This window comes from Parabacteroides goldsteinii, from assembly GCF_020091425.1.
GTDB lineage: Bacteria > Bacteroidota > Bacteroidia > Bacteroidales > Tannerellaceae > Parabacteroides > Parabacteroides goldsteinii.
Window position 1 is genome coordinate 2,895,707 of the sequence record NZ_CP081906.1, and the last position, 21,828, is coordinate 2,917,534.

Genomic DNA, 21,828 nt, shown 5'->3' on the forward strand with positions numbered 1-21,828 from the left:
AATTTATTAATGGTTTAAACGGCTCTCTTGAGATAGGGAGCGCAATTTATTTACATATGAAAATTATATCAATACGAGAAAATCCAGCCTATAAGGATATCGCTATCAACTATTTTCAAAGCAAATGGCCTTCCGTATACCCTGTGCTCTATGAAGATTCTATTAATCACAGTATAGATTCTCCGAATCCACTCCCTCAATGGTATCTATTGGAAAAGGATAATGAAATAATCGGTTGTGCGGGACTGATCACCAATGATTTTATCAGCCGGATGGATTTGTACCCGTGGGTTTGTGCCGTATATATAGATGAAAACCACCGGGGACATTTTTACAGTACACTTTTATTGGAGAAAGCCAAAGAAGATACGATTAAAGCCGGTTTTAGCAGATTATACCTCAGTACGGAACATATCGGATTCTATGAGAAGCTGGGATTCAGATATATAGGTCAAGGTTACCATCCTTGGGAAGACGAATCACGCATCTATGAAATAGAGGTAAAAACATAATTCTACCGAATAACAATGATTATACTGAAACTTTTTCAGCATAAGTCATGCTTTGATTTTGAATAAATACATATATTTGCTTCTAATAAAAAATTATGTTTATGAGAATCACGTATTTTATCATCACCCTCGCGATTTGCTTCTGCATGTCTCTCCATGCGGAAAACAAAGCAAATGATTACATGAAACAGGCCCAAAACAGCCTGGAACAAAAGGACTTTACCAAAGCCCGTTATCTTTATCTGCAAGCTTACAAAGCCTTCTCGAACGAAGGAGACTATACACAAGCCATTGATTGCGGAACAAAAGCGACGTATCTTTACTATCGCGAAAACTATTATCAGGAAGCATTCGAGCTTTGCCGGCAAATGACGCAGTTTCTTTTAACCGAAGAACAGAAAGCGCAAAAGACCTTCTACGACCAACGTTTCCAATTGACAAAAGAACGGTTGCAGATGTACATAAAACTCAAAAACGCGGCACAGGCACAGCTCCAACTCAACACGTTGGATAATCTGGTAAGCCAGGCAGGCAGCGAAAAACTCGCCGAAGACTTTTTATATACCCAGGCAAGTTATTATTATACATTCGGACAAAACGAACAGGGAGATGCCAGCTTCAGCAAACTCATCAACCAATATAAGGATAAAAAAGAGTACGACAAGGTAAGCGAATGTTACAAGCATCTGATCACAATAGCCCGATCAGCCAATAACGCCCCGTTAATGGAACGTACTTACGAAAAATATATCATCTGGACCGATTCCGTTAAAGCGCTAAATGCACAGGATGAACTGGGAGCATTGCAGTTAAAGTATGACGACAGCCTGAAAACCATACAGGAAAAAGACGACAAACTATCAGGCAAACAATACATGATAGTAGGTCTTTGCACACTGGTTGTCATTCTTATCGCCGGATTGCTTTTCGTAGCATTCCTGTTATTACGTTTCATTGTGCTCAACAAAAAGCTGAAAAACATCATCCAAACAACCAACGAGCACAGCGAACAGCAGACCAAATTTATCCAAAGCATATCGGAGCAAATGAAGCCGACTCTCGATAAGCTCAATGTATCGGCAGAAGAATTGCGGGCCGAAGCAATCCTGACACGTGTAAATGCCTTGAAGCAATTCAGTGTAAACATCCAGGAATTATCTTCTCTTGAAAGTTCTTTAATGGAACCCTACGAAGTACAATCGTTCAATATGGGCAGTTTCTGCAAAAAAACGATGGATAAGGTAAAAGATAAAATCCATCCGGATGTAGAAGTTATTGTCGATGCTCCCCAGTTGGAAGTAAAAACAAACGCAGAGCAACTAGAACGTATTTTATTACACCTGCTAAATAATGCTGCTTTATATACAACTACCGGTAAAATATGGTTGGAATTCAAGAGAAAGGGAGCGCACCTCTGCCACATCATCGTTACAGATAACGGAACAGGCATTCCCGACGAATTAAAAGAAAACCTCTTCAAACCATTCAGCGAAGTCAAAGACTTGGCAGAAGGTGACGGACTAGGTTTGCCTATCTGTGCCCTGATTGCCAACAAACTGAACGGCAGCCTTTCAATTGATATGGATTATAAAAAGGGATGCCGGTTTATTCTGGTATTACAGATATAAAGGAAACTGCTATTTACGAAAAGTTCATTTAATAAAAGTCTTCCGGGAATATCGGAAGACTTTTTTATTTGCCGCCTCCCCCGTAAGAAGATATTCAAAACCCAACTTCTCACAAACCCTGACGGATGCCATATTCTGATCGTACATACGGGCAATAAGTTCCGTACAACCTAATCGGCTGAAAGCATAATCGATCAAACCCTGACATACTTCCGTTCCATATCCTTTATTCCAATACGCTTGATCGATAATGTAACCAACCTCCATTTTCCCAGGATCCGAAAATGAGTTGAACAGTCCGGCTTCACCTATAATCTTGTTTTCTCCCCTCAACTTAACAGCAAACACACCATATCCTTTCGGGTATCCGGTTTCATTCGTTGCCTTATAGCGAGCTTTTAATTCCTGCAAAGTCCAGTCATACCTGCCGGACTGGATGTATTTCATATTTTCTTCCTGAGTATAGATAGCTAAAAGAGCCTTCAGTTCCTCTACTATGGTAATTTCCTTTATTACCAGTCTTTCCGTTTCAAAATGAACCATACGATTATAGTTATCAAGAAAAACATCAGTACCTAATGCGAGAAGACGTTGGTTTTCAATAAAATTCTGTCCATATTTGAGCCATCGTTTGGTAAATGACTTAAATTTACTACATGGAAAAATCCGGCATTGGAAACAATGGGTAATACCTTTTTCCTTACAACACAAATGAAATGTTTTGCACCGTTCACATTTATCTGAATATTCGGCACCCTTGCAAGGTTTCTTTATCCGCGTATAGTTTGGGCAGCCTCCACAAAAGACACCGCAAGCCGGAACTCTCCCATTGTAAATAATATCAATCATACAAAGATTTCATTTTATTTCTAACAAAGATAAACAAAATACAGGGTTTACATTATCAAAATGATAGTTATTTCAAACTATTAAAAGAAATAGCATCTTTCATTTTACAACCAAACAACCGTTCATTGATTTCATATTAACATTAAAACAGCCACTATCATGTCAAATAGAAACCAACCGCTCTAATAAACAAAAAAAACGTCAGTATTTAACACAGGCATACATATCATTATGCAAGAAACAAACTATATTTGTCGAACAATTTGACAACAAAATAGGTATTAAGCAAACATAAGGTCAACAAACAATGAAAGAACAGATCTATTTGAACAGAAAGCAGGGATTATATGATCCTGCGAATGAACATGACGCGTGTGGAGTCGGAATGTTGGTTAACATTCACGGAGGAAAGTCGCACGACATTGTAGAGTCAGCCCTTAAAGTATTGGAAAATATGCGTCACCGGGGTGCAGAAGGTGCCGACAACAAGACTGGTGACGGTGCTGGTATCTTACTTCAGATCCCTCACGAATTTATTTTGTTGCAAGGGATTCCCGTTCCTGAAAAGGGAAAATACGGGACAGGTCTGGTCTTTCTTCCCAAAGACGAAGCACAACGCTCTGCCATCCTCAGTATTATGATCGAGGAGATTGAAAAGGAAGGTCTTACCCTGATGCATCTGCGGAAAGTTCCTGTGAACAGTGACATTCTGGGAAAAGACGCACTGGCAACGGAGCCGGATATCAAACAAATTTTCGTCACCGGTTGCGATAATCAGCAGGAGCTGGAATTAAAGTTGTACATGATACGTAAACGCATAGAAAACAAGGTAGCAGCTTCTGACCTGGCGGCAAAGAATGACTTCTATGTAGCGTCTTTATCTACCAGGAATATTGTATATAAGGGAATGCTGGAATCCATGCAGCTCCGTCATTACTTCCCGGACCTGACAAATAACTACTTTACAAGCGGGCTGGCATTGGTTCACTCCCGTTTCAGTACGAACACATTTCCGACCTGGAGCCTGGCACAACCTTTCCGCCTGCTGGCTCATAACGGAGAGATCAATACGATCCGCGGAAACCGGGGATGGATGGAAGCGCGTGAAAGTGTACTCACCTCTCCTACCATCGGCAACATTGAGAGTATCCGTCCGATCATTCAGCCGGGGATGAGCGATAGCGCTTCGCTGGATAATGTGCTGGAGTTTCTGGTGGCATCAGGGTTGAGCCTGCCGCATGCCATGGCGATGCTCGTGCCCGAAAGTTCGAATGAAAAGAATCCGATATCGGAAGACCTGAAAGCGTTCTATGAATATCATTCCATATTGATGGAACCCTGGGACGGTCCGGCAGCCCTGCTCTTCAGCGACGGACGGTTTGCCGGCGGAATGCTCGACCGCAACGGTCTGCGTCCGGCTCGTTATCTGATCACTAAAAACGATATGATGCTGGTAGCATCCGAAGTCGGCGTTATGGATTTTGAAGCTAATGAGATCAAGGAAAAGGGACGCCTGCAACCGGGAAAAATATTAATGGTCGACACCGAAAAAGGGGAGATCTATTATGACGGCGAACTAAAAAAACAACTTGCTGAAGCCAAACCGTATAAGACATGGCTGGCAAATAACCGCGTGGAACTGGACGAACTGAAATCTGGCCGCAAAGTACCGCATACGGTAGATAACTACGACAAATTACTGCGTACTTTCGGTTACAGCCGTGAAGACATAGAAAAGATCATTGTCCCGATGTGCACCGGAGGCGCCGAACCAGTCGGTTCCATGGGTAACGACACACCGTTGGCTGTCCTCTCCGACCGTCCGCAGTTATTATACAACTATTTCCGCCAGCAGTTCGCACAAGTGACTAATCCGCCGATCGATCCGATCCGCGAAGAACTGGTGATGAGCCTGGAAGAATATATCGGCGCGGTAGGTAACAATATTCTGGTGCCTAGCGAAAGTCATTGCAAGATGGTACGGTTGAATCATCCGATCCTGACCAATACACAACTGGACTTGCTATGCAATATCCGGTACAAAGGTTTCAACGCCGTCAAACTCCCGATGCTGTTTGAAGCAGCCAAAGGACGTGAAGATCTGAAGTCGGCCCTCGACGAACTATGCAAAAAAGCGGAACAATCCGTTACCGACGGAGTGAATTACATCATCCTGAGTGATAAAAATGTCGATGAAAAGCTGGCACCGATCCCTTCCCTCCTCGCCGTCAGCGCAGTTCATCACCATCTGATCTCCGTACAGAAACGGGTACAAACAGCCCTGGTTGTTGAAACAGGTGAGATGCGTGAGGTTATGCATGCCGCATTGTTGCTGGGATACGGGGCAAGCGCCATCAATCCTTATATGGTCTTTGCCATCCTGAAAGAACTGGAAGACAAACACGAGATACAATTAAACTATGAAACGGCCCGTAAGAATTATATAAAATCCATCTGTAAAGGACTGTTTAAAGTCATGAGCAAGATGGGGATCAGTACTATCCGCAGTTACCGGGGAGCCAAATTGTTCGAAGCAGTCGGCCTGGATGCGGAACTGGCACGCACTTATTTCGGCGGTACGACCAGCAACGTCGGTGGCATCCGCCTGGACGAGATTGCACGCGATTCGATCGCTATGCACCACCAGGCATTCGACCAACCGGTAGACAGCATGTTGGAACACAAAGGTATTTACAGTTTCCGGAAAGACGGTGAGAAACATGCCTGGAACCCGGAAACCATCTCTACCCTGCAACTGGCAACCCGCCTGGGAAGTTACAAGAAATTCAAGGAATATTCGCAGATGGTGGACGAGAAGGAATCTCCCATCTTCCTCCGTGACTTCCTGACTTTCAGGAAACAAAAATCCATCCCGATCGGACAGGTGGAACCGGCGGAAGAAATCATGAAACGGTTCGTTACCGGTGCCATGAGCTTCGGTTCGATCAGCAAGGAAGCACATGAAACGATGGCGATGGCCATGAACAAGATACACGGCCGGAGCAATACCGGAGAAGGTGGCGAAGATCCTGCCCGGTTCACTCCGCGCGAAGATGGTTTATCTCTCCGTTCTTCCATCAAACAGGTGGCATCGGGACGTTTCGGCGTAACAACGGAATACCTGGTAAATGCAGATGAAATACAAATCAAGGTGGCCCAGGGAGCCAAGCCGGGAGAAGGCGGACAGTTGCCGGGGTACAAGGTGAACGACATCATTGCAAAGACGCGTCATTCCATTCCGGGCATCTCGCTGATCTCTCCTCCTCCCCACCATGATATCTATTCAATCGAGGATCTGGCACAACTGATCTTCGACCTCAAGAATGTCAATCCGAAAGCGGAGATCAGCGTCAAGCTGGTTTCGGAAAGCGGCGTCGGAACCATCGCGGCAGGTGTAGCCAAAGCGAAAGCAGACCGCATCGTCATCTCCGGAGCCGAAGGCGGAACAGGTGCTTCGCCGGTCAGCTCGATCCGTTATGCCGGACTGCCGCCCGAACTGGGATTGTCGGAAACACAACAAACACTGGTCATGAACAGCCTGCGCGGACAGGTCCGCCTGCAAACAGACGGACAATTGAAAACCGGACACGACATCGTACTGATGGCCCTGTTGGGAGCCGAAGAGTTTGGCTTTGCCACCTCCGCACTGATCGTACTGGGGTGTGTGATGATGCGTAAATGCCATATGAATACCTGCCCGGTCGGCGTAGCGACACAGGATGAAGAGTTGCGCAAACGTTTCCACGGGCACCATGAATATCTAGTGAATTTCTTCACCTTCCTGGCTGAAGAAGTTCGCGAATACTTGGCAGAGATGGGTTATAGCAAGCTGGATGATATTATCGGACGGACAGATTTGGTAATTAGAAAAGGGACGCAGACCACGCAGAGAACGCAGACGGACGCGGACCAGAAAATAAATAATCTGCGTAAGTCTGCGTTCTCTGCGTCCCCTAATTCCAAATATGATTTACTGGACTTCTCCCATCTGTTGCACCTCCCGGAGCAGGCGGCTCATACACCTATCCATCATACGACAAACCAGGTGCATCATATAGAGAATGTAAAGGATACGGATATCATTCTTCATGCTAAAGGAGCCATCGAGTTCCAGCAGGAAGTATCGCTGGATTATGCCATCGCCAATACCGACCGGAGCGTCGGTGCCATGCTTTCCGGCGAGATTGCCAAACGTTACGGGAATGCCGGCCTGCCGGATCACACCCTGAACATCAAGTTCAAAGGCTCGGCCGGACAGAGTTTCGGCGCCTTCCTCGCCCACGGCGTTCATTTCCGCCTGGAAGGAGAAGCGAACGACTATCTGGGAAAAGGCCTTAGCGGTGGCCGCATCAGCCTGATGCCTCCGGTACGTTCCACCTTCGTTGCCGAAGATAATACCATCGCCGGTAATACATTATTATATGGGGCAACCAGCGGGGAAGTCTATATCAATGGCCGTGTCGGCGAACGCTTCTGTGTACGGAACAGCGGAGCTATCGCCGTTGTGGAAGGTGTCGGAGACCACTGTTGCGAATATATGACCGGAGGCCGCGTCGTCGTGCTCGGCAGGACGGGACGGAACTTTGCCGCCGGCATGAGCGGCGGTGTGGCTTATGTATGGAACAAGGCTGGCGATTTCGATTACTATTGCAATATGGAAATGGTCGAACTTTCCCTGATCGAAGACAGTGCCACCCGCAAGGAGCTGCATGAACTGATCCGCAAGCATTATCATTATACAGGCAGCCACCTGGCCGGCAAGATGCTGGATAACTGGGACAAACAGGTAGACGAATTCATCCAGATCGTTCCGATCGAATACAAGAAAGTATTGCAGGAAGAACAGATGAAGAAGTTACAACAGAAGATCGCAGAGATGCAGCGGGATTATTAAATATCACTTTTCACTCTTAAAATCGAAACAACAATGGCAAATCCAAGAGCATTCCTCACCATACATAGACAAGAGGCAGGTTACCGGCCTGTCGAAGATCGTATCGACGATTTCAGCGAAGTAGAACAAACACTCAACAGCAACGACCGCCGCCGACAGGCATCCCGTTGCATGGATTGCGGCGTACCTTTCTGCCACTGGGCGTGCCCCATCGGCAACAAACAACCCGAATGGCAGGACTTCCTCTATAAAGGGCAATGGAAAGAGGCTTACCAGGTACTGGAACAGACCTGCGATTTTCCGGAATTCACCGGCCGCGTCTGTCCCGCCCTTTGCGAAAAAAGCTGTGTACTGAAACTAAGCTGCGACGAACCTGTCACCATCCGCGAAAACGAAGCCGCCATCGTCGAAGCCGCCTTCCGCGAAGGTTATATCCAGCCACAGCAACCCCGGCGCAATGGCAAACGCGTTGCCGTAGTTGGAAGCGGCCCCGCCGGACTTACCGCTGCCAACCAACTGAACCGTAAAGGTTATGAAGTGACAGTCTTTGAAAAAGATGAATTACCGGGTGGTCTGCTCCGTTTCGGCATTCCCAATTTCAAACTGGGGAAAAACATCATCGACCGCCGTATCCGCCTGATGGAGAAAGAAGGAATCAAATTCCGCGTAAACACGATGGTCGGCAAAGAAGTGACGGCCCGGGATATTGTCAAAGACTTCGATGCCGTCTGCATCGCCATCGGTTCGGAAATACCGCGCGACCTTCCGATCGAAGGCCGTAACCTGAAAGGCGTTCATTTCGCCCTTGAACTGCTGGGTCAACAGAACCGCCTCCTCGAAGGCATCGCCATCCCCCCTAAAAACATCATCAATTGCAAAGGCAAGAAAGTCCTGATAATCGGTGGCGGTGATACGGGCAGCGACTGCGTCGGAACAGCCAACCGTCATGGTGCCGCCAGCGTCACCCAGATCGAGATCATGCCCCAGCCGCCTGTCAGACACAATCCCGCAACTCCCTGGCCCATGTATCCGCAGGTACTGAAAACCAGCAGCAGTCACGAAGAAGGCTGCATCCGTCGTTGGAACCTGGCCTCCTGCCGCTTTATCGGCGATAAAAACATACTGAAAGGTGTGGAAGTGGAAGAAGTGGAATGGATACCGTCGGATAACGGAGGCCGTCCCGAAATGAAAATGACCGGAAAGAAAGAGATCATCGAAGCCGACCTGGTTTTCCTTGCCATGGGTTTCGTCCATCCCGAACAGGAAGGTCTTGTAAAAGAACTCTCCCTAGCTGTGGACGGACGTAAGAATATCGCCGTCGACAGTCAAAATCAAATCGCCGGCAGTAACCTCTTCGCCTGTGGCGATGCCGTCAGCGGAGCCAGCCTGGTCGTACGGGCAATGGCCTCGGGACGCAAGGCAGCAAAAGCAATTGACAAATATCTAACAAAATAAAACAACAGGATTATGTGTGGCATTACAGCAATCTTCAACATTCGTGAAGGAGCCTCCGCCCTCCGACAACAGGCGCTTGAAATGAGTAAACGTATCCGTCACCGCGGCCCGGACTGGAGCGGGATTTATCAGGGTAAAACCGCCATCCTCGCCCACGAACGTCTTTCCATCGTCGACCCGGCTTCCGGTGGCCAACCGCTGAAAAGCAGAGACGGTAAACTGATCCTTACCGTCAACGGTGAAATCTACAACCACCGTAAGATTCGTGAAGAATTGAAAGGAGAATATGAATTCATGACCGGCTCTGACTGCGAAGTCATCCTCGCCCTCTACCGCAAATACGGTACCGGTTGCGTGGAAAGGTTAAGCGGAATCTTTGCCTTCGCCCTCTACGACGAAGAAAACGACACCTATCTCATTGCCCGCGACCCGATCGGCGTCATACCTTTATATATGGGTTACGACGACCACGGACATCTTCTCGTCTCCTCCGAACTGAAAGGTCTGGAAGGCTTCGCCACCATCTACGACCAGTTCAAGCCCGGCCACTACTTTTACAGCAAAGATACGGACCTTACGAAATGGTACATCCGCGACTGGATGGATTACGAAAACGTGAAAGACAACCCCGCCAGCATAGAAGAACTCCATGACGCTCTCGAAGCTGCCGTGCAACGCCAGTTGATGAGCGACGTACCTTATGGCGTGCTCCTTTCCGGCGGCCTGGATTCGTCCATTACTTCCGCCATCGCCAAGAAATATGCTGCCAAGCGTATCGAGACCGGAGGTAAAGCCGATGCCTGGTGGCCGCAACTTCACTCTTTCGCCATCGGCTTGAAAGGTGCCCCCGACCTGATCGCTGCCCGCAAGGTAGCCGATGCGATCGGAACCGTCCATCACGAGATCAACTACACGATCCAGGAAGGTCTGGACGCCCTCCGCGACGTTATCTATTATATCGAGACCTACGATGTAACGACCGTACGTGCTTCTACCCCGATGTATCTCCTTTCCCGCGTCATCAAAAGCATGGGTATCAAAATGGTTTTGAGTGGCGAAGGAGCCGACGAAGTGTTCGGTGGCTATCTGTATTTCCACAAAGCACCGGATGCCAAGGCATTCCACGAAGAGACATTGCGTAAGATAAGCAAACTCTATCTATATGATTGTTTGCGTGCCAACAAAAGCCTCTGTGCCTGGGGTGTGGAAGGCCGTGTTCCCTTCCTCGACAAAGAATTTCTCGACGTTGCCATGCGCCTGAACCCGGCTGCCAAAATGTGTCCGGGCAAGACTGTCGAGAAGAAGATCCTCCGCGAAGCCTTTGCCGATATGCTGCCCGAAGAGATCGCCTGGCGTCAGAAAGAACAGTTCTCCGACGGCGTTGGCTACAGCTGGATCGATACATTGAAAAAGATCACTTCCGAACTGATCACCGACGAAGAGATGAAACAAGCCGCCGACCGTTTTCCGATCAATACGCCGCAAAACAAGGAAGAATATTATTACCGTACGATCTTTGAAGAGCACTTCCCGAGTGAGAGTGCCGCACGCAGCGTACCATCCGTCCCGAGCGTTGCCTGCTCGACAGCCGAAGCACTGGCCTGGGATGCTGCCTTCAGAAATATGAACGAACCGAGCGGACGTTCCATCAAAGGGGTACACGAAGCTGCTTATTAATGGAGAAAACCGTATTGGGCAAAAAATAGATACGGTATTATTTCTCAATCGATTACAGTCTCCTCGTAGTTTCGTATTCAGAAAACTCCAGTTCCCTCCGCAGGAAACTACAATTTCCTAGGCAGGGAACTCGCGTTTCCTAAGCAAGAAACTAGAGTTTCCTGCTTAGGAAATTATAAACAGATAGTTTGCCATCAAAAAATTCCTTCTGACAGTTACAAAAAATCTTCTCGAACCGGATTGAACGTGTCAATCAGAACACCGGCTTCCACACACTCGCAACCATGCAAAACTCCCGGTTTCATATAAACGCCATCCCCAGTCCGGATAACCTTGGTTTCCCCATCCGTCGTAAACTTAAAAACGCCACTTGCCACATAGGTAACCTGCGTATGGGGATGCGTATGAGGCGCACCGACCGCTCCCGCTTCAAATTTCACTTTCACCATCATCAGATCACCATTATATCCCATGATCTGACGCTGCACACCTCCACCGAGATCCTGCCATCCTATTTCTTTTTCAAACTGAAAATTAGCACTTTCGTGATTCATAAATTCTTATTTATTAATTCCTGTTCAGGCTGTAAAGATAAATGATAATGTAGTTTTTTCAAATTTTCATAGGGTATCCGGTGCTTTTATACGTCAATTATTCGACATTCAGATACTTTGCTTAGTAATTACACATGAAAAACATTATAAATACTAAATTAAGATTTTTACCAAATGAAATTAAGATTGATTGTATGTTGTCTGTTACTATCCATAGGTAGTATATGGGCCAAAGACGATGCACGTAAGGCTTCAGAAGCACTTATCAAAAGAGTTATTCTTGAAAAAGCATCCTCGTTCAAAGTGGAAATGTTTCAGCCGAAGGATGGAAAAGATTGTTTTGAAATTGAATCGAAAGGCAATAAGATCATATTACGCGGTAACAATGGAGTTTCTGTGGCCTCTGCTTTATACCATTATCTGAAATACTACTGTAACGCGCATATATCCTGGAACGGAGATAACCTGAATCTTCCGTCGCGCTTACCTGAAGTGCCGAAAAAAATAACCCGCCCCACAGCTTTCGACCACCGCGTTTATCTGAATTACTGTACAATCAGTTACACAATGGCCTGGTGGAACTGGGAACGTTGGCAACGTGAAATAGACTGGATGGCCATGCACGGTATCAATATGCCTTTGGCAGTGATCGGACAGGAAGCAGTTTGGCAAAACACCTTACGCCGTTTTAAAATGAATGACGATGAAATCCGTACCTTCTTAGTCGGTCCGGCTTTTCAGGCATGGCAATGGATGACAAACATCGAAACATACGGAGGCCCGTTGCCTCAATCATGGATCGATTCTCATCAGGCACTCGGACAACAGATATTGGAACGTCAGCGTGAACTGGGAATGACACCGATCCTGCAAAGTTTTACAGGTTTTGTCCCCATCAAATTGAAAGAAAAATATCCGGACGCCCGCATCAAAGACAAAAACCGTTGGTGCAACGCATTCACAGCAACCGTTCAGTTAGATCCCCTCGACCCTTTATTCAAAGAAATGGGACAAGCCTTTCTGGAAGAACAACAGAAATTATACGGAACCAATCATATATATGCAGCCGATCCCTTCCATGAAGGAGCAGCTCCCAGCAACGAAAAGTCATATCTCGAAGCTGTTGGGAAAGTGATATGGGAAGTCGCATCCGGTTTCGATCCTGAAGCAATTATTGCCATGCAAACCTGGTCGTTACGTGAAGCTATTGCACGCACATTCCCTCAGGACCGTTTGTTATTACTGGATTTAGGAGGCTGGAATGTAGAAAAATTCAATAGCTTCTGGAACTATCCGTATGTGGCCGGCGTACTGCATAACTATGGCGGACGTGTTTACATGGGTGGCAATCTGGCCTTATACGCCAAAAATGCACACGAACTGAAGCAAAGTCCCAAAGGAGGCAATATACAAGGCATCGGCCTCTTCCCGGAAGCAATCGAACATAATCCGGTCGTTTACGAACTGTCTACAGAAATAACCTGGATGCAGGATGCACCCGACCTGCAAAAATGGATTACCGATTATGCACGTGCCCGCTACGGAAAACTACCGGCCGGTGCAGAACAAGGTTGGAAAGTCTTACTGGAAACAGTCTATGGAAGTAAAGCCGGTAGATTACCCAGCACAGAAAGTGTCATGTGTGCCCGTCCGGCTTTAACCATCCAGAAAGTCGCCGCTAATGGAGATTTGAGTCGCCCTTATTCTACCGTTCGTTTATGGGATGCGGTCGATCATTTTCTTCAGGCTTCCAACGATCTGAAAAAAAGTGACACCTACCGTTATGACCTGGTGGATGTGATGCGCCAGTGTCTTTCCGACCTGTCTTTGCCTCTACAAAAACAGATAACAGAAGCCTATTTGGCCGAAGATAACGAAAAGTTACAACAAGCCGGAGAACAGTTCCTGGCATTGATCGATGACTTCGACCGCCTGTTGGGTACCCGCTCTACTTTCCTGCTTGGCAAATGGATTAAAGAAGCACGCCAATGGGGAACGACTGAGGAAGAAAAAGATTTATATGAATGGAATGCCCGTACATTAGTTACAGTATGGGGCCCAAATCATTCTTCCGCCCACCTGTTTGAATATTCCAACCGTCAATGGGCCAGCTTAATGAAAGGGTATTATAAGCCACGTTGGGAGAAATTCATCAGCTACCTGAAAGCCCAGCCCAAAGGAGAATGGCGCTACGACGAACAATACATCCGCAAATCGCTGGCGGGCCGCCCCGCACTGGATGCCAGCGATTTCTATACCCGCTTAACCAATTGGGAATATGATTGGGCGTTTAACAAAGACGTTTATCCGGATACTCCGCAGGGAGACGAGATTGAAATCGTAGAAGAATTATATGCCAAATGGCTTCCTGTGATGAAACAGGCTAATAAATAAATCTGAGAACTTTTCGAATCTCACCGAAACTGACAGGTTTACAGAGATGCAATTCCGTTATTCAGATAATGACGATAACAGAATTGCATCTTTACATTACTTATAATCGTTAAAAACCATTTTAATAGAAGAATTAAAAGCGGTCGTTTTATTTGAGTTCTTGAAGAACTCGGGTTAAAACCACATCACATAACATTTTGTTTTTCAAACCATAAAACAAAAACTACTCAATAAGTTTATCCTGGATATTACTATATGTATAACTTTTATAATATAAGAATCCTTTTGATTAATGTCAGGTTTTTAACTACTTGTAATAAAAATACCTTATATTTGCATCATGTGGATGCAATAGTTCTTCAAGAACTACGCACTAGCTAAAAATCATATTCCCCCATTGCGATAGATAAAATGAAGGAAAAGGAGAAGGAGATAAGTTCCATTGATAGTTTGTTTTGGAGAATTGCTATAAAAGATGACGAGATAGCATTTCGTACTCTTTTTTTCCAATTTTTCTCTCCTTTATGTGTTTTTGCCCATAGATATATTGACAGATGGGAGACTTGTGAAGACATTGTACAGGAAACTTTTTTCAAAATATGGAAAAACAGAAAGAATATAGAAATCAATACATCTAGCCGTAACTTTCTTATCACAAGTGTAAAAAACACCTGCATAGATTTCCTACGTAAACAGGAAACAGAACAAAACTGGCAGCAAAAAGAAATCGAGAACAATACTTCATGGTATACCTCCGGAGATATCTACTCAACGATTGAACTGGAACAGATGCTTTCGGCAGCACTTGCCAAACTTCCTGACAACATACGGATTGTTTTTGAAAAAAACAGATTCGAAGGTATGACATACACTGAGATCGCAGCCGAACATAATATTTCAGTCAAGACAGTAGAGGCCTATATGACAAAAGCGTTAAAACATCTGCGTGTTGAATTGAAAGATTACCTCCCACTTATAATCCTGTTACTCTGGTAATATAAAAACATTCTTTAACATAGGGTATCTTTTATGCCATACGTCTAATTTATAAAAGAACGAAAGTGGATATTCATACAGAACATATTATAGCATATCTTGAAGGACGTTTATCTAAAGAAGAAAAGAACGCTTTCGAGCAACAGCTACAATCCTCCCCCGACTTCAAAAAGGAAGTAGATGATATTCGTTTTATCTGGGAAACTACGGCAGAACTTAAACTGCATAAGCAAATAAACACCCGGCAGAACTGGGAAAAAGTCTCAAGACAAATCGCTATTGATAAGTACAAAAAGAAAATCCTGAGTTTTATCCGGACTTCAGCAGCAGTACTGCTGATCCCTGTTCTGATCGCGACCTATTCCCTGTTCAATACGCTGAAGGATTGGAACAACCTGCCGGTAGAACAAGTGGAATTGACAACGGCCTATGGTTTGATTTCCAAAATCACCCTTCCCGACGGATCCGAGGTATGGCTAAACTCCGGTTCCTCCATCTCCTACCCCAAACGTTTTACTGACAACAAAAGAAATATACAACTGACGGGGGAAGCATATTTTAAAGTAACTTCTGATAAATCGAACCGCTTCGATGTATTAACGCCCAATGGATTGAAAGTCAGTGCATACGGCACGGAATTCAATGTTAAGGCATATGAAGATGAAGATAAAATAGAGGCAACTTTAGCAAAAGGGCATATTGAGGTCACAGAAATAGGCCAGCCGGTTTCCAGGACCTTACGTCCGGGAGAACAGGTCGTATATTATAAAAATACCAGTAGAATGGAAGTTGACAAAGTTAATCTGGCTGTCGAAACTTCATGGAAAGACGGAAAAATGATATTCAGACGAGCTAACATGAATGAAATCGTACAACGACTCGCTCGTCATTTCAATGTCGACATCAAACTGGAAGGTGAAGAATTGTATGACTATAACTATTCTGCTACTTTTACCACAGAGACACTAAGTGAAGTTTTACTCCTACTGGAAAAAACAGCGCCTATAAAATGTACAGTGATAGAACCTAAACAAACAGATGATTTCACTTATTCACGACGCACTGTTATCATAAAAACGATAAAGTAGAACCACACCATCAAAGAAAAAAGAAAAAAAGTGGATTTTAACATAGGGTGTTTGCCCGCACGTCACGTCTAATATAAAAATAAAAACAAATGTTATAAATGTTAACTTAAAAGAAGTATTATATGAGAACAGACACTTAAAGAAAAAGCAGGAAAACGCTGGTTACATTTTCCTGCTTCAATCAAACAAATTACCAATCCGAAAATCTCACCTGACGAATGGTAATCCCCAATTAAGTTATTTTCAAACCTAATTAAATTTGATAATGTGAAATTATGAAGAATTTATCAAACCTAGAAGGTTTTAAGTCTAATTTTGACTTATTACCAAAAATTCCAATGCGTATGAAACTCGCTGCATTCTGTTTAACCTGCTTTTTAAGTACGGCAAGTGCAGGCACCTTGTACTCACAATCTGCCCGAATTTCTTTGGACATGAGGAATGCTTCTGTTGAACAAGTTTTACAGGAAATTGAAGAAAGTTCCGAATTTTACTTTATGTACAACAGTAAGCTCGTTAATGTTGACCGCAAAGTAAACATCAAAGTCAAAGACAAGTCAATTGAAACTATCTTAAATGAAATTTGCAAGGCTGCAAACATTGAGTATAGCGTAAATGACAAGCAAATCATCCTGCGCCCGAAAAGCATGGAAGCAAATGCTACTCAGCAAAAAACAAAAACTATCAAAGGTATTGTCAATGACCAGTTAGGTCCTATTACCGGAGCAAACGTTTCTGTAAACGGTACTACTATCGGTACAATCACCGACATGGATGGTCGTTTCACTTTGGAGGTTCCGGAAAATGCGACATTACAAGTATCTTTTATCGGTTACCTGACTCAAAATGTAAAAGTGGAGGGACAAACCGATTTTACAATCTCCATGAAAGAGGACACACAAAAATTGGATGAAGTGGTTGTTATCGGTTACGGTACACAAAAGAAAATGAACCTGACAGGATCTGTAGCTACAATCTCTGCGGAGAACATTGCAACTATTCCGGTTTCCAATATCTCCAATGCGATGGCCGGACGTATGCCGGGTATCTTCTCTTACAATAAATCCGGTATGCCCGGTGTATCTTCCCCGATCACCATCCGTGGAACCAATACCCCCAACAATACAAACCCAACTTACGTAATCGACGGTGTTGTTCGTGAAAAAGCCGACTTCGATGCGCTGGATCCGAATACAATCGAAAACATCTCCGTACTGAAAGATGCTGCCTCGGCTGCCGTTTATGGTTCGCGTGCAGCAAATGGCGTGATTGTTGTTTCAACAAGACGCGGTAAGAATCAGAAACCACAGTTCAGCTACTCCGGATTGTTCGGTACTGATCGTCCTACCCGTACCCCTGAAGTAATGAACGCTTATGACAGGACTGTTTATCTGAATAATCAGTTTATGTATAACGGAGTTCCGGAAACAGACTCACGTTATTATACTGCCGACGAACAGGAATATTTTAAGACACACAGTACCGATTGGTTCGACCTGGCCTGGAAAAATCCGTTCACAACACAACATAACCTGAGCGTTAACGGTGGTAGCGAACGTATCAACTACTACATGTCGGTAGGTTACTACAACCAGACCGGTACCTTCGACAATCTGGACTTCAAACGCTATAGTTTCCGTTCAAACGTAGACGCTAAAGTGGCGGATAACTTCACAATCGGATTGGATGTAGACGGTAATATGAGCGACCAGCGCACGCCTTACTGGCCTCACGACTCGGACAAAGAGCTAATGAATGACATGTATCGTGCTTTATTGAATTTCCCGTCGACAGAACCGGCTTATGTAAACGGGCAACCGAATGCGACTATCTATAACTGGAACATTCTGGAAGCAATCAAAAACGGCCATGTATCAAAGAAACATAATACATTGAACACGAAACTGAGTGCCAAATGGGATATTCCATGGGTAGAAGGTTTGACAGCCAATGCCATGTTCAACTACCGCCGGTATTATGAAAACGAAAAACAGGCAGGAAAGAAATATACATTATATATACATGAGACTTCAGGCGGACACAATCATATCATCCGCGACGATGCTCCGGTTGTCGGAACACGTACCCGAACCGAAAACGGTAATTTCGTCAGAAAAGATTTCAATGAAACCAGTGCTTATACACTGAACCTGCAATTGAATTATAACCGTACATTCGGCAAACATGATATCGGAGCCATGTTCCTGTATGAACAATATGAAGAATTTGGAGATAAATTCTGGGCACAACGCAAAGAACTGCTCTCTTCATCGCTGGAACAATTGTTTGCAGGCAGTGCAGACAGCCAGTGGAAAGATGCCGACGGTAATGAATCCGAAATCGGACGTATCGGTTATGTAGGTCGTGTAAACTATGGTTTCGACAATCGTTACCTGCTGGAAGCAAACTTCCGTTATGATTCATCAGTAAAATGGATTCCCGGTAAACGTTGGGGATTCTTCCCTTCAGTATCTGCCGGATGGCGTGTCACAGAAGAAAACTTCTTCAAATCGAATGAAAAGCTGAACTTTATCAATAACCTGAAACTTCGTGCATCATACGGTACATTGGGTAATGACGGCGGTGATGATGTTGCTTACTATCAGTATCTGAATAAATTCATCACACAAACAGATAAAATCAAGACAAATGCCGTGTTCGGTACAGGTGCCACCGGTATTCTTCCGGGTGTCTACCCTAGTTTAGGCATCACATGGGAAACAACGACAACAGCCGATGTCGGTTTCGATTTAGGCTTGTGGAACGGTCTGTTTAGTTTGGAATTTGACTATTTCCATAAAAGAACTTCAGATATCCTGATGGACCGCGTTCGTACAATTCCGGGAACATTCGGGGCTGATCTTCCAAAAGAAAATTATGCAGAAATGGTAAATCAGGGTTGTGAATTCTTAGTACGCCACGATAATAAAATCGGCAATTTCACATACTATGTATCGGGGAACTTCTCTTTCGCACGTAACCATTATACAAAGATCGATGAATCTGCAAATGCTTACGAATGGGAAATCAAAACAGGTCGCCCAATTAAATTCATCACCGGTTATCTGGCTGACGGCATTGCCCGCACGGATGCAGACTTGGTTGGTTTACCTCAATATAACGGTGGATTCGACTGGTCAAAAGGAGATATCATCCTGAAAGATATCAATGGAGCAGGTGGTGTAGGCGGTCCCGACGGTATTGTTGACGGAAATGATAAAGCTGTCCTTTCCTTATACAGTAAAGACCCTGAAATCATCTATGGTATCAGCCTTGGGGGTGAATGGAAAGGTATTGACTTCACAGCCTTTTTCCAGGGGGTAGGCCACCGTGCAATCATGTTCCCGAACCGGGGTGATACATGGACTGAACAGACTGTTTTAAATATCTGGTCTGATGCTTACTCTCCCGATAATATCGATGGTAAATATCCGCGTGTCGGAGGTACAGGATCAAAAGGAGCCAACGGCCAGGAATCTTCCTTCTGGTTGATGAACGGTAATTATTTCCGTTGTAAGAATATTGAAATCGGCTATACACTGCCAAAACAGTGGTTGGGTACAATCGGTGTAGACCGTTGTCGTGTTTATGTCTCAGGAACTAACCTGTTCGTCTTTGACCACATTGGTATCTACGACCCGGAAAACAGTGGTGACCGTGGTGCTTACCAATATCCGCTGACTAAGAGTTTCAACTTTGGAATTAATGTAAGTTTCTAACAATTTGAGTAATTCGATATGAAAAAGATATTTATTACATGCGCAGCTATTCTGGCATTTTTCTCTTCTTGTTCCAGCATATTGGATAAGGAAGATCTGAGTTCCATCTCAGAAGAACAGGTTTGGGTTGACGAAACTCTGACTACCGCTTTCCTGAACGCACTGTATGTTTCCATCCCAAGCTGGGATACAACAGTGGCAGATGCAAGTGATGAAGCGACAGGTGGTGGAGGTTGGGTAGATGGAACCACGACTCCGGATAATATGAGTGACACACAAGATTCCGCTCCAACCTGGTACTGGCCTTACAAAAACATTCGTAACTGTAACATTTTCATCCAAAATGCACAGAATCCGGATCTTTGTACGATCGATCGCGATCTGGCTGACCGTTTAACTTACGAAGCCCGCTTCATCCGTGCTTATCTGTATTTTGAAATGGTAAAACGCTACGGCGGTGTTCCACTGATTACTGTTCCGCAGGAACTGACAGACGACCTGTTTGTAAAACGTACATCTACCAAAGATTGTTTCGATTTTATTATCAACGAATTAAAAGCATGTGCAGAAGGTCTGCCGGCCTCTTTCTCCGGTGACAATCTGGGACGTGTGACTAAAGGTGCTGCCAAAGCATTCCTCGGTCGTGTCTTGTTATTCCGTGCCAGTCCTCAATTCAATCCAAGCAACAATGCCGAACATTGGCAGACAGCTTATAATTACAATAAAGAAACACTCGACTATCTGATTGGTCAGGGACACGCTCTTTACAGTGATTATGGCAAACTGTTCCTGGAAGAAATGAATCAGGAAGTGATCTTCGCCATCCGTTACGAAAACCCGACACGCACTCAAACCAGAGATGCAAAATGTCGTCCGATCACATTTTCTATGAATAATACAGGCGGAAATCACCCGACACAGGAAGTGATCGACCGTTTCCCTACTGTCGACGGAAAAACATATACCTATACCGACTGGAAAAAAGATGGCAATAATGACATCTTTACCTTATGGCAGAATCGCGACAAACGTTTCTATGCAACAGTCGTATATCAAGGCATTACCTATTTCAATACAGTTATGGAACTGAATGAAAATGCACAAAACGATTATGCATATGGTAAAAACATGGGATCCAGAACTGGATATTATTCAAAGAAAGGCATTGATGAAAGCATTTCTATTTCCGATTGCCAGAAATCCGGAACAGACTATATCGACATCCGTTTGGCAGAAGTCATGCTGAATTATGCTGAAGCAGCTGTTGAAGTAGGTAAACAGGGCGAAGCTTTCGAAATACTGAAACAAATCCGTGAACGTGCAGGTATCAACGAAACAAGTTCCGATCCTGAACTAAAAGGCAAAGTGTACGGACTGAATCCGAACATGAACCAAAGTGAAATGCGCGAAGCTGTCCGCGAAGAACGCTTCATCGAGTTATTGTTCGAACAGAAACGTATGTGGGACTTACGCCGTTGGATGATCTACGACAAACTTATGGTCGGTCAGGAAAAACGTCACGCACTGGTGATGAATAAACAAACTGACGGGACATATACTACTTATTTGTTCGACCGTGACAATACGCCAATGATCGCAAAACAAAATATGTACTTCCTGCCAATAAAACGCAGCGAATTAAGCAACAACCCTAACCTGGAACAAACAAAAGGTTGGGAAAATGGTACATTCGATCCGCAGGCAGGACTGTAATAGAAAATAATAGACCACATCTGCGTGGCATTTTACAAAAAGACGGCATTCCCCTCGAATTACTGACAATTCGTACGGAATGCCGTCCTTTTTATGCCCTTCTATGAACATAAAGACACAACCAAACCCGCCAACAAGAGTTGCTTTAACGATATTTCAACAACTTTTCACTTACAGCAACTTACAATACCCACGGATTATTTGTTATACAGTTACGAATTATTACGTAAAACCGCTTTATTGAATCAAATTATCACACAATAGAGAATTAAAGGACATTTGGATACATTTAATGATTATAATATATCAAAACGTCGTATATTTGTATCGTAATAAAACAAAAGGAAAC

12 protein-coding genes are annotated in these 21,828 nt (G+C 44.6%); 10 read left to right on the forward strand and 2 right to left on the reverse strand.

Annotation, left to right across the window (positions count from 1 at the left end):
• The first annotated feature begins 56 nt into the window (after positions 1-56).
• The gene (locus K6V26_RS13010; RefSeq protein ID WP_224265534.1) at positions 57-512 is read left to right on the forward strand and encodes a GNAT family N-acetyltransferase; all 456 of its coding nucleotides are present in this window, start codon (positions 57-59) and stop codon (positions 510-512) included.
• Positions 513-613: 101 nt separating this feature from the next.
• Entirely contained in the window at positions 614-2,140 is a 1,527-nt protein-coding gene (locus tag K6V26_RS13015; RefSeq protein WP_224265535.1) for a sensor histidine kinase, read from the forward strand.
• A 24-nt stretch (positions 2,141-2,164) separates the two neighbouring features.
• On the opposite strand, the gene K6V26_RS13020 is transcribed toward K6V26_RS13015, so the two are convergent.
• Positions 2,165-2,683, reverse strand: a complete 519-nt coding sequence (locus K6V26_RS13020) for a GNAT family N-acetyltransferase (RefSeq protein ID WP_224265536.1) — start codon at positions 2,681-2,683, stop codon at positions 2,165-2,167.
• Between the two features lie 613 nt (positions 2,684-3,296).
• On the opposite strand from K6V26_RS13020, the gene gltB reads away from it, so the two are divergent.
• From gltB to asnB, 3 genes are read left to right on the forward strand one after another with little or no spacing between them, the layout of a single operon-like run.
• On the forward strand, positions 3,297-7,883 hold the full coding sequence (gene gltB / locus K6V26_RS13025) for a glutamate synthase large subunit (RefSeq protein WP_224265537.1): 4,587 nt from the start codon (positions 3,297-3,299) through the stop codon (positions 7,881-7,883).
• A gap of 33 nt (positions 7,884-7,916) precedes the next feature.
• Complete coding sequence (locus tag K6V26_RS13030) at positions 7,917-9,338, forward strand: glutamate synthase subunit beta (RefSeq protein WP_224265538.1); 1,422 nt, start codon at positions 7,917-7,919, stop codon at positions 9,336-9,338.
• A 12-nt stretch (positions 9,339-9,350) separates the two neighbouring features.
• Positions 9,351-11,015 carry an asparagine synthase B gene (gene asnB / locus K6V26_RS13035; protein ID WP_007658404.1) on the forward strand — a complete coding sequence of 555 codons (1,665 nt, stop codon included), beginning with the start codon at positions 9,351-9,353 and terminating at the stop codon, positions 11,013-11,015.
• A gap of 215 nt (positions 11,016-11,230) precedes the next feature.
• Here asnB and K6V26_RS13040 read toward each other — a convergent pair whose 3' ends face one another.
• Entirely contained in the window at positions 11,231-11,569 is a 339-nt protein-coding gene (locus K6V26_RS13040; RefSeq protein ID WP_046147438.1) for a cupin domain-containing protein, read from the reverse strand.
• A 174-nt stretch (positions 11,570-11,743) separates the two neighbouring features.
• On the opposite strand from K6V26_RS13040, the gene K6V26_RS13045 reads away from it, so the two are divergent.
• From K6V26_RS13045 to K6V26_RS13065, 5 genes are all read left to right on the forward strand, one after another.
• Positions 11,744-13,963 carry an alpha-N-acetylglucosaminidase gene (locus K6V26_RS13045; protein ID WP_224265539.1) on the forward strand — a complete coding sequence of 740 codons (2,220 nt, stop codon included), beginning with the start codon at positions 11,744-11,746 and terminating at the stop codon, positions 13,961-13,963.
• A 411-nt stretch (positions 13,964-14,374) separates the two neighbouring features.
• Positions 14,375-14,959: an RNA polymerase sigma-70 factor gene (locus tag K6V26_RS13050; protein ID WP_007658407.1), complete on the forward strand. Its 585-nt coding sequence runs from the start codon at positions 14,375-14,377 to the stop codon at positions 14,957-14,959.
• A gap of 65 nt (positions 14,960-15,024) precedes the next feature.
• Entirely contained in the window at positions 15,025-16,047 is a 1,023-nt protein-coding gene (locus K6V26_RS13055; RefSeq protein WP_224265540.1) for a FecR domain-containing protein, read from the forward strand.
• A gap of 344 nt (positions 16,048-16,391) precedes the next feature.
• A complete protein-coding gene (locus tag K6V26_RS13060; protein ID WP_224265541.1) occupies positions 16,392-19,766 on the forward strand; it encodes a TonB-dependent receptor in 3,375 nt (1,124 codons plus the stop codon).
• An 18-nt stretch (positions 19,767-19,784) separates the two neighbouring features.
• Complete coding sequence (locus K6V26_RS13065) at positions 19,785-21,479, forward strand: RagB/SusD family nutrient uptake outer membrane protein (protein ID WP_224265542.1); 1,695 nt, start codon at positions 19,785-19,787, stop codon at positions 21,477-21,479.
• Positions 21,480-21,828: the final 349 nt, after the last annotated feature.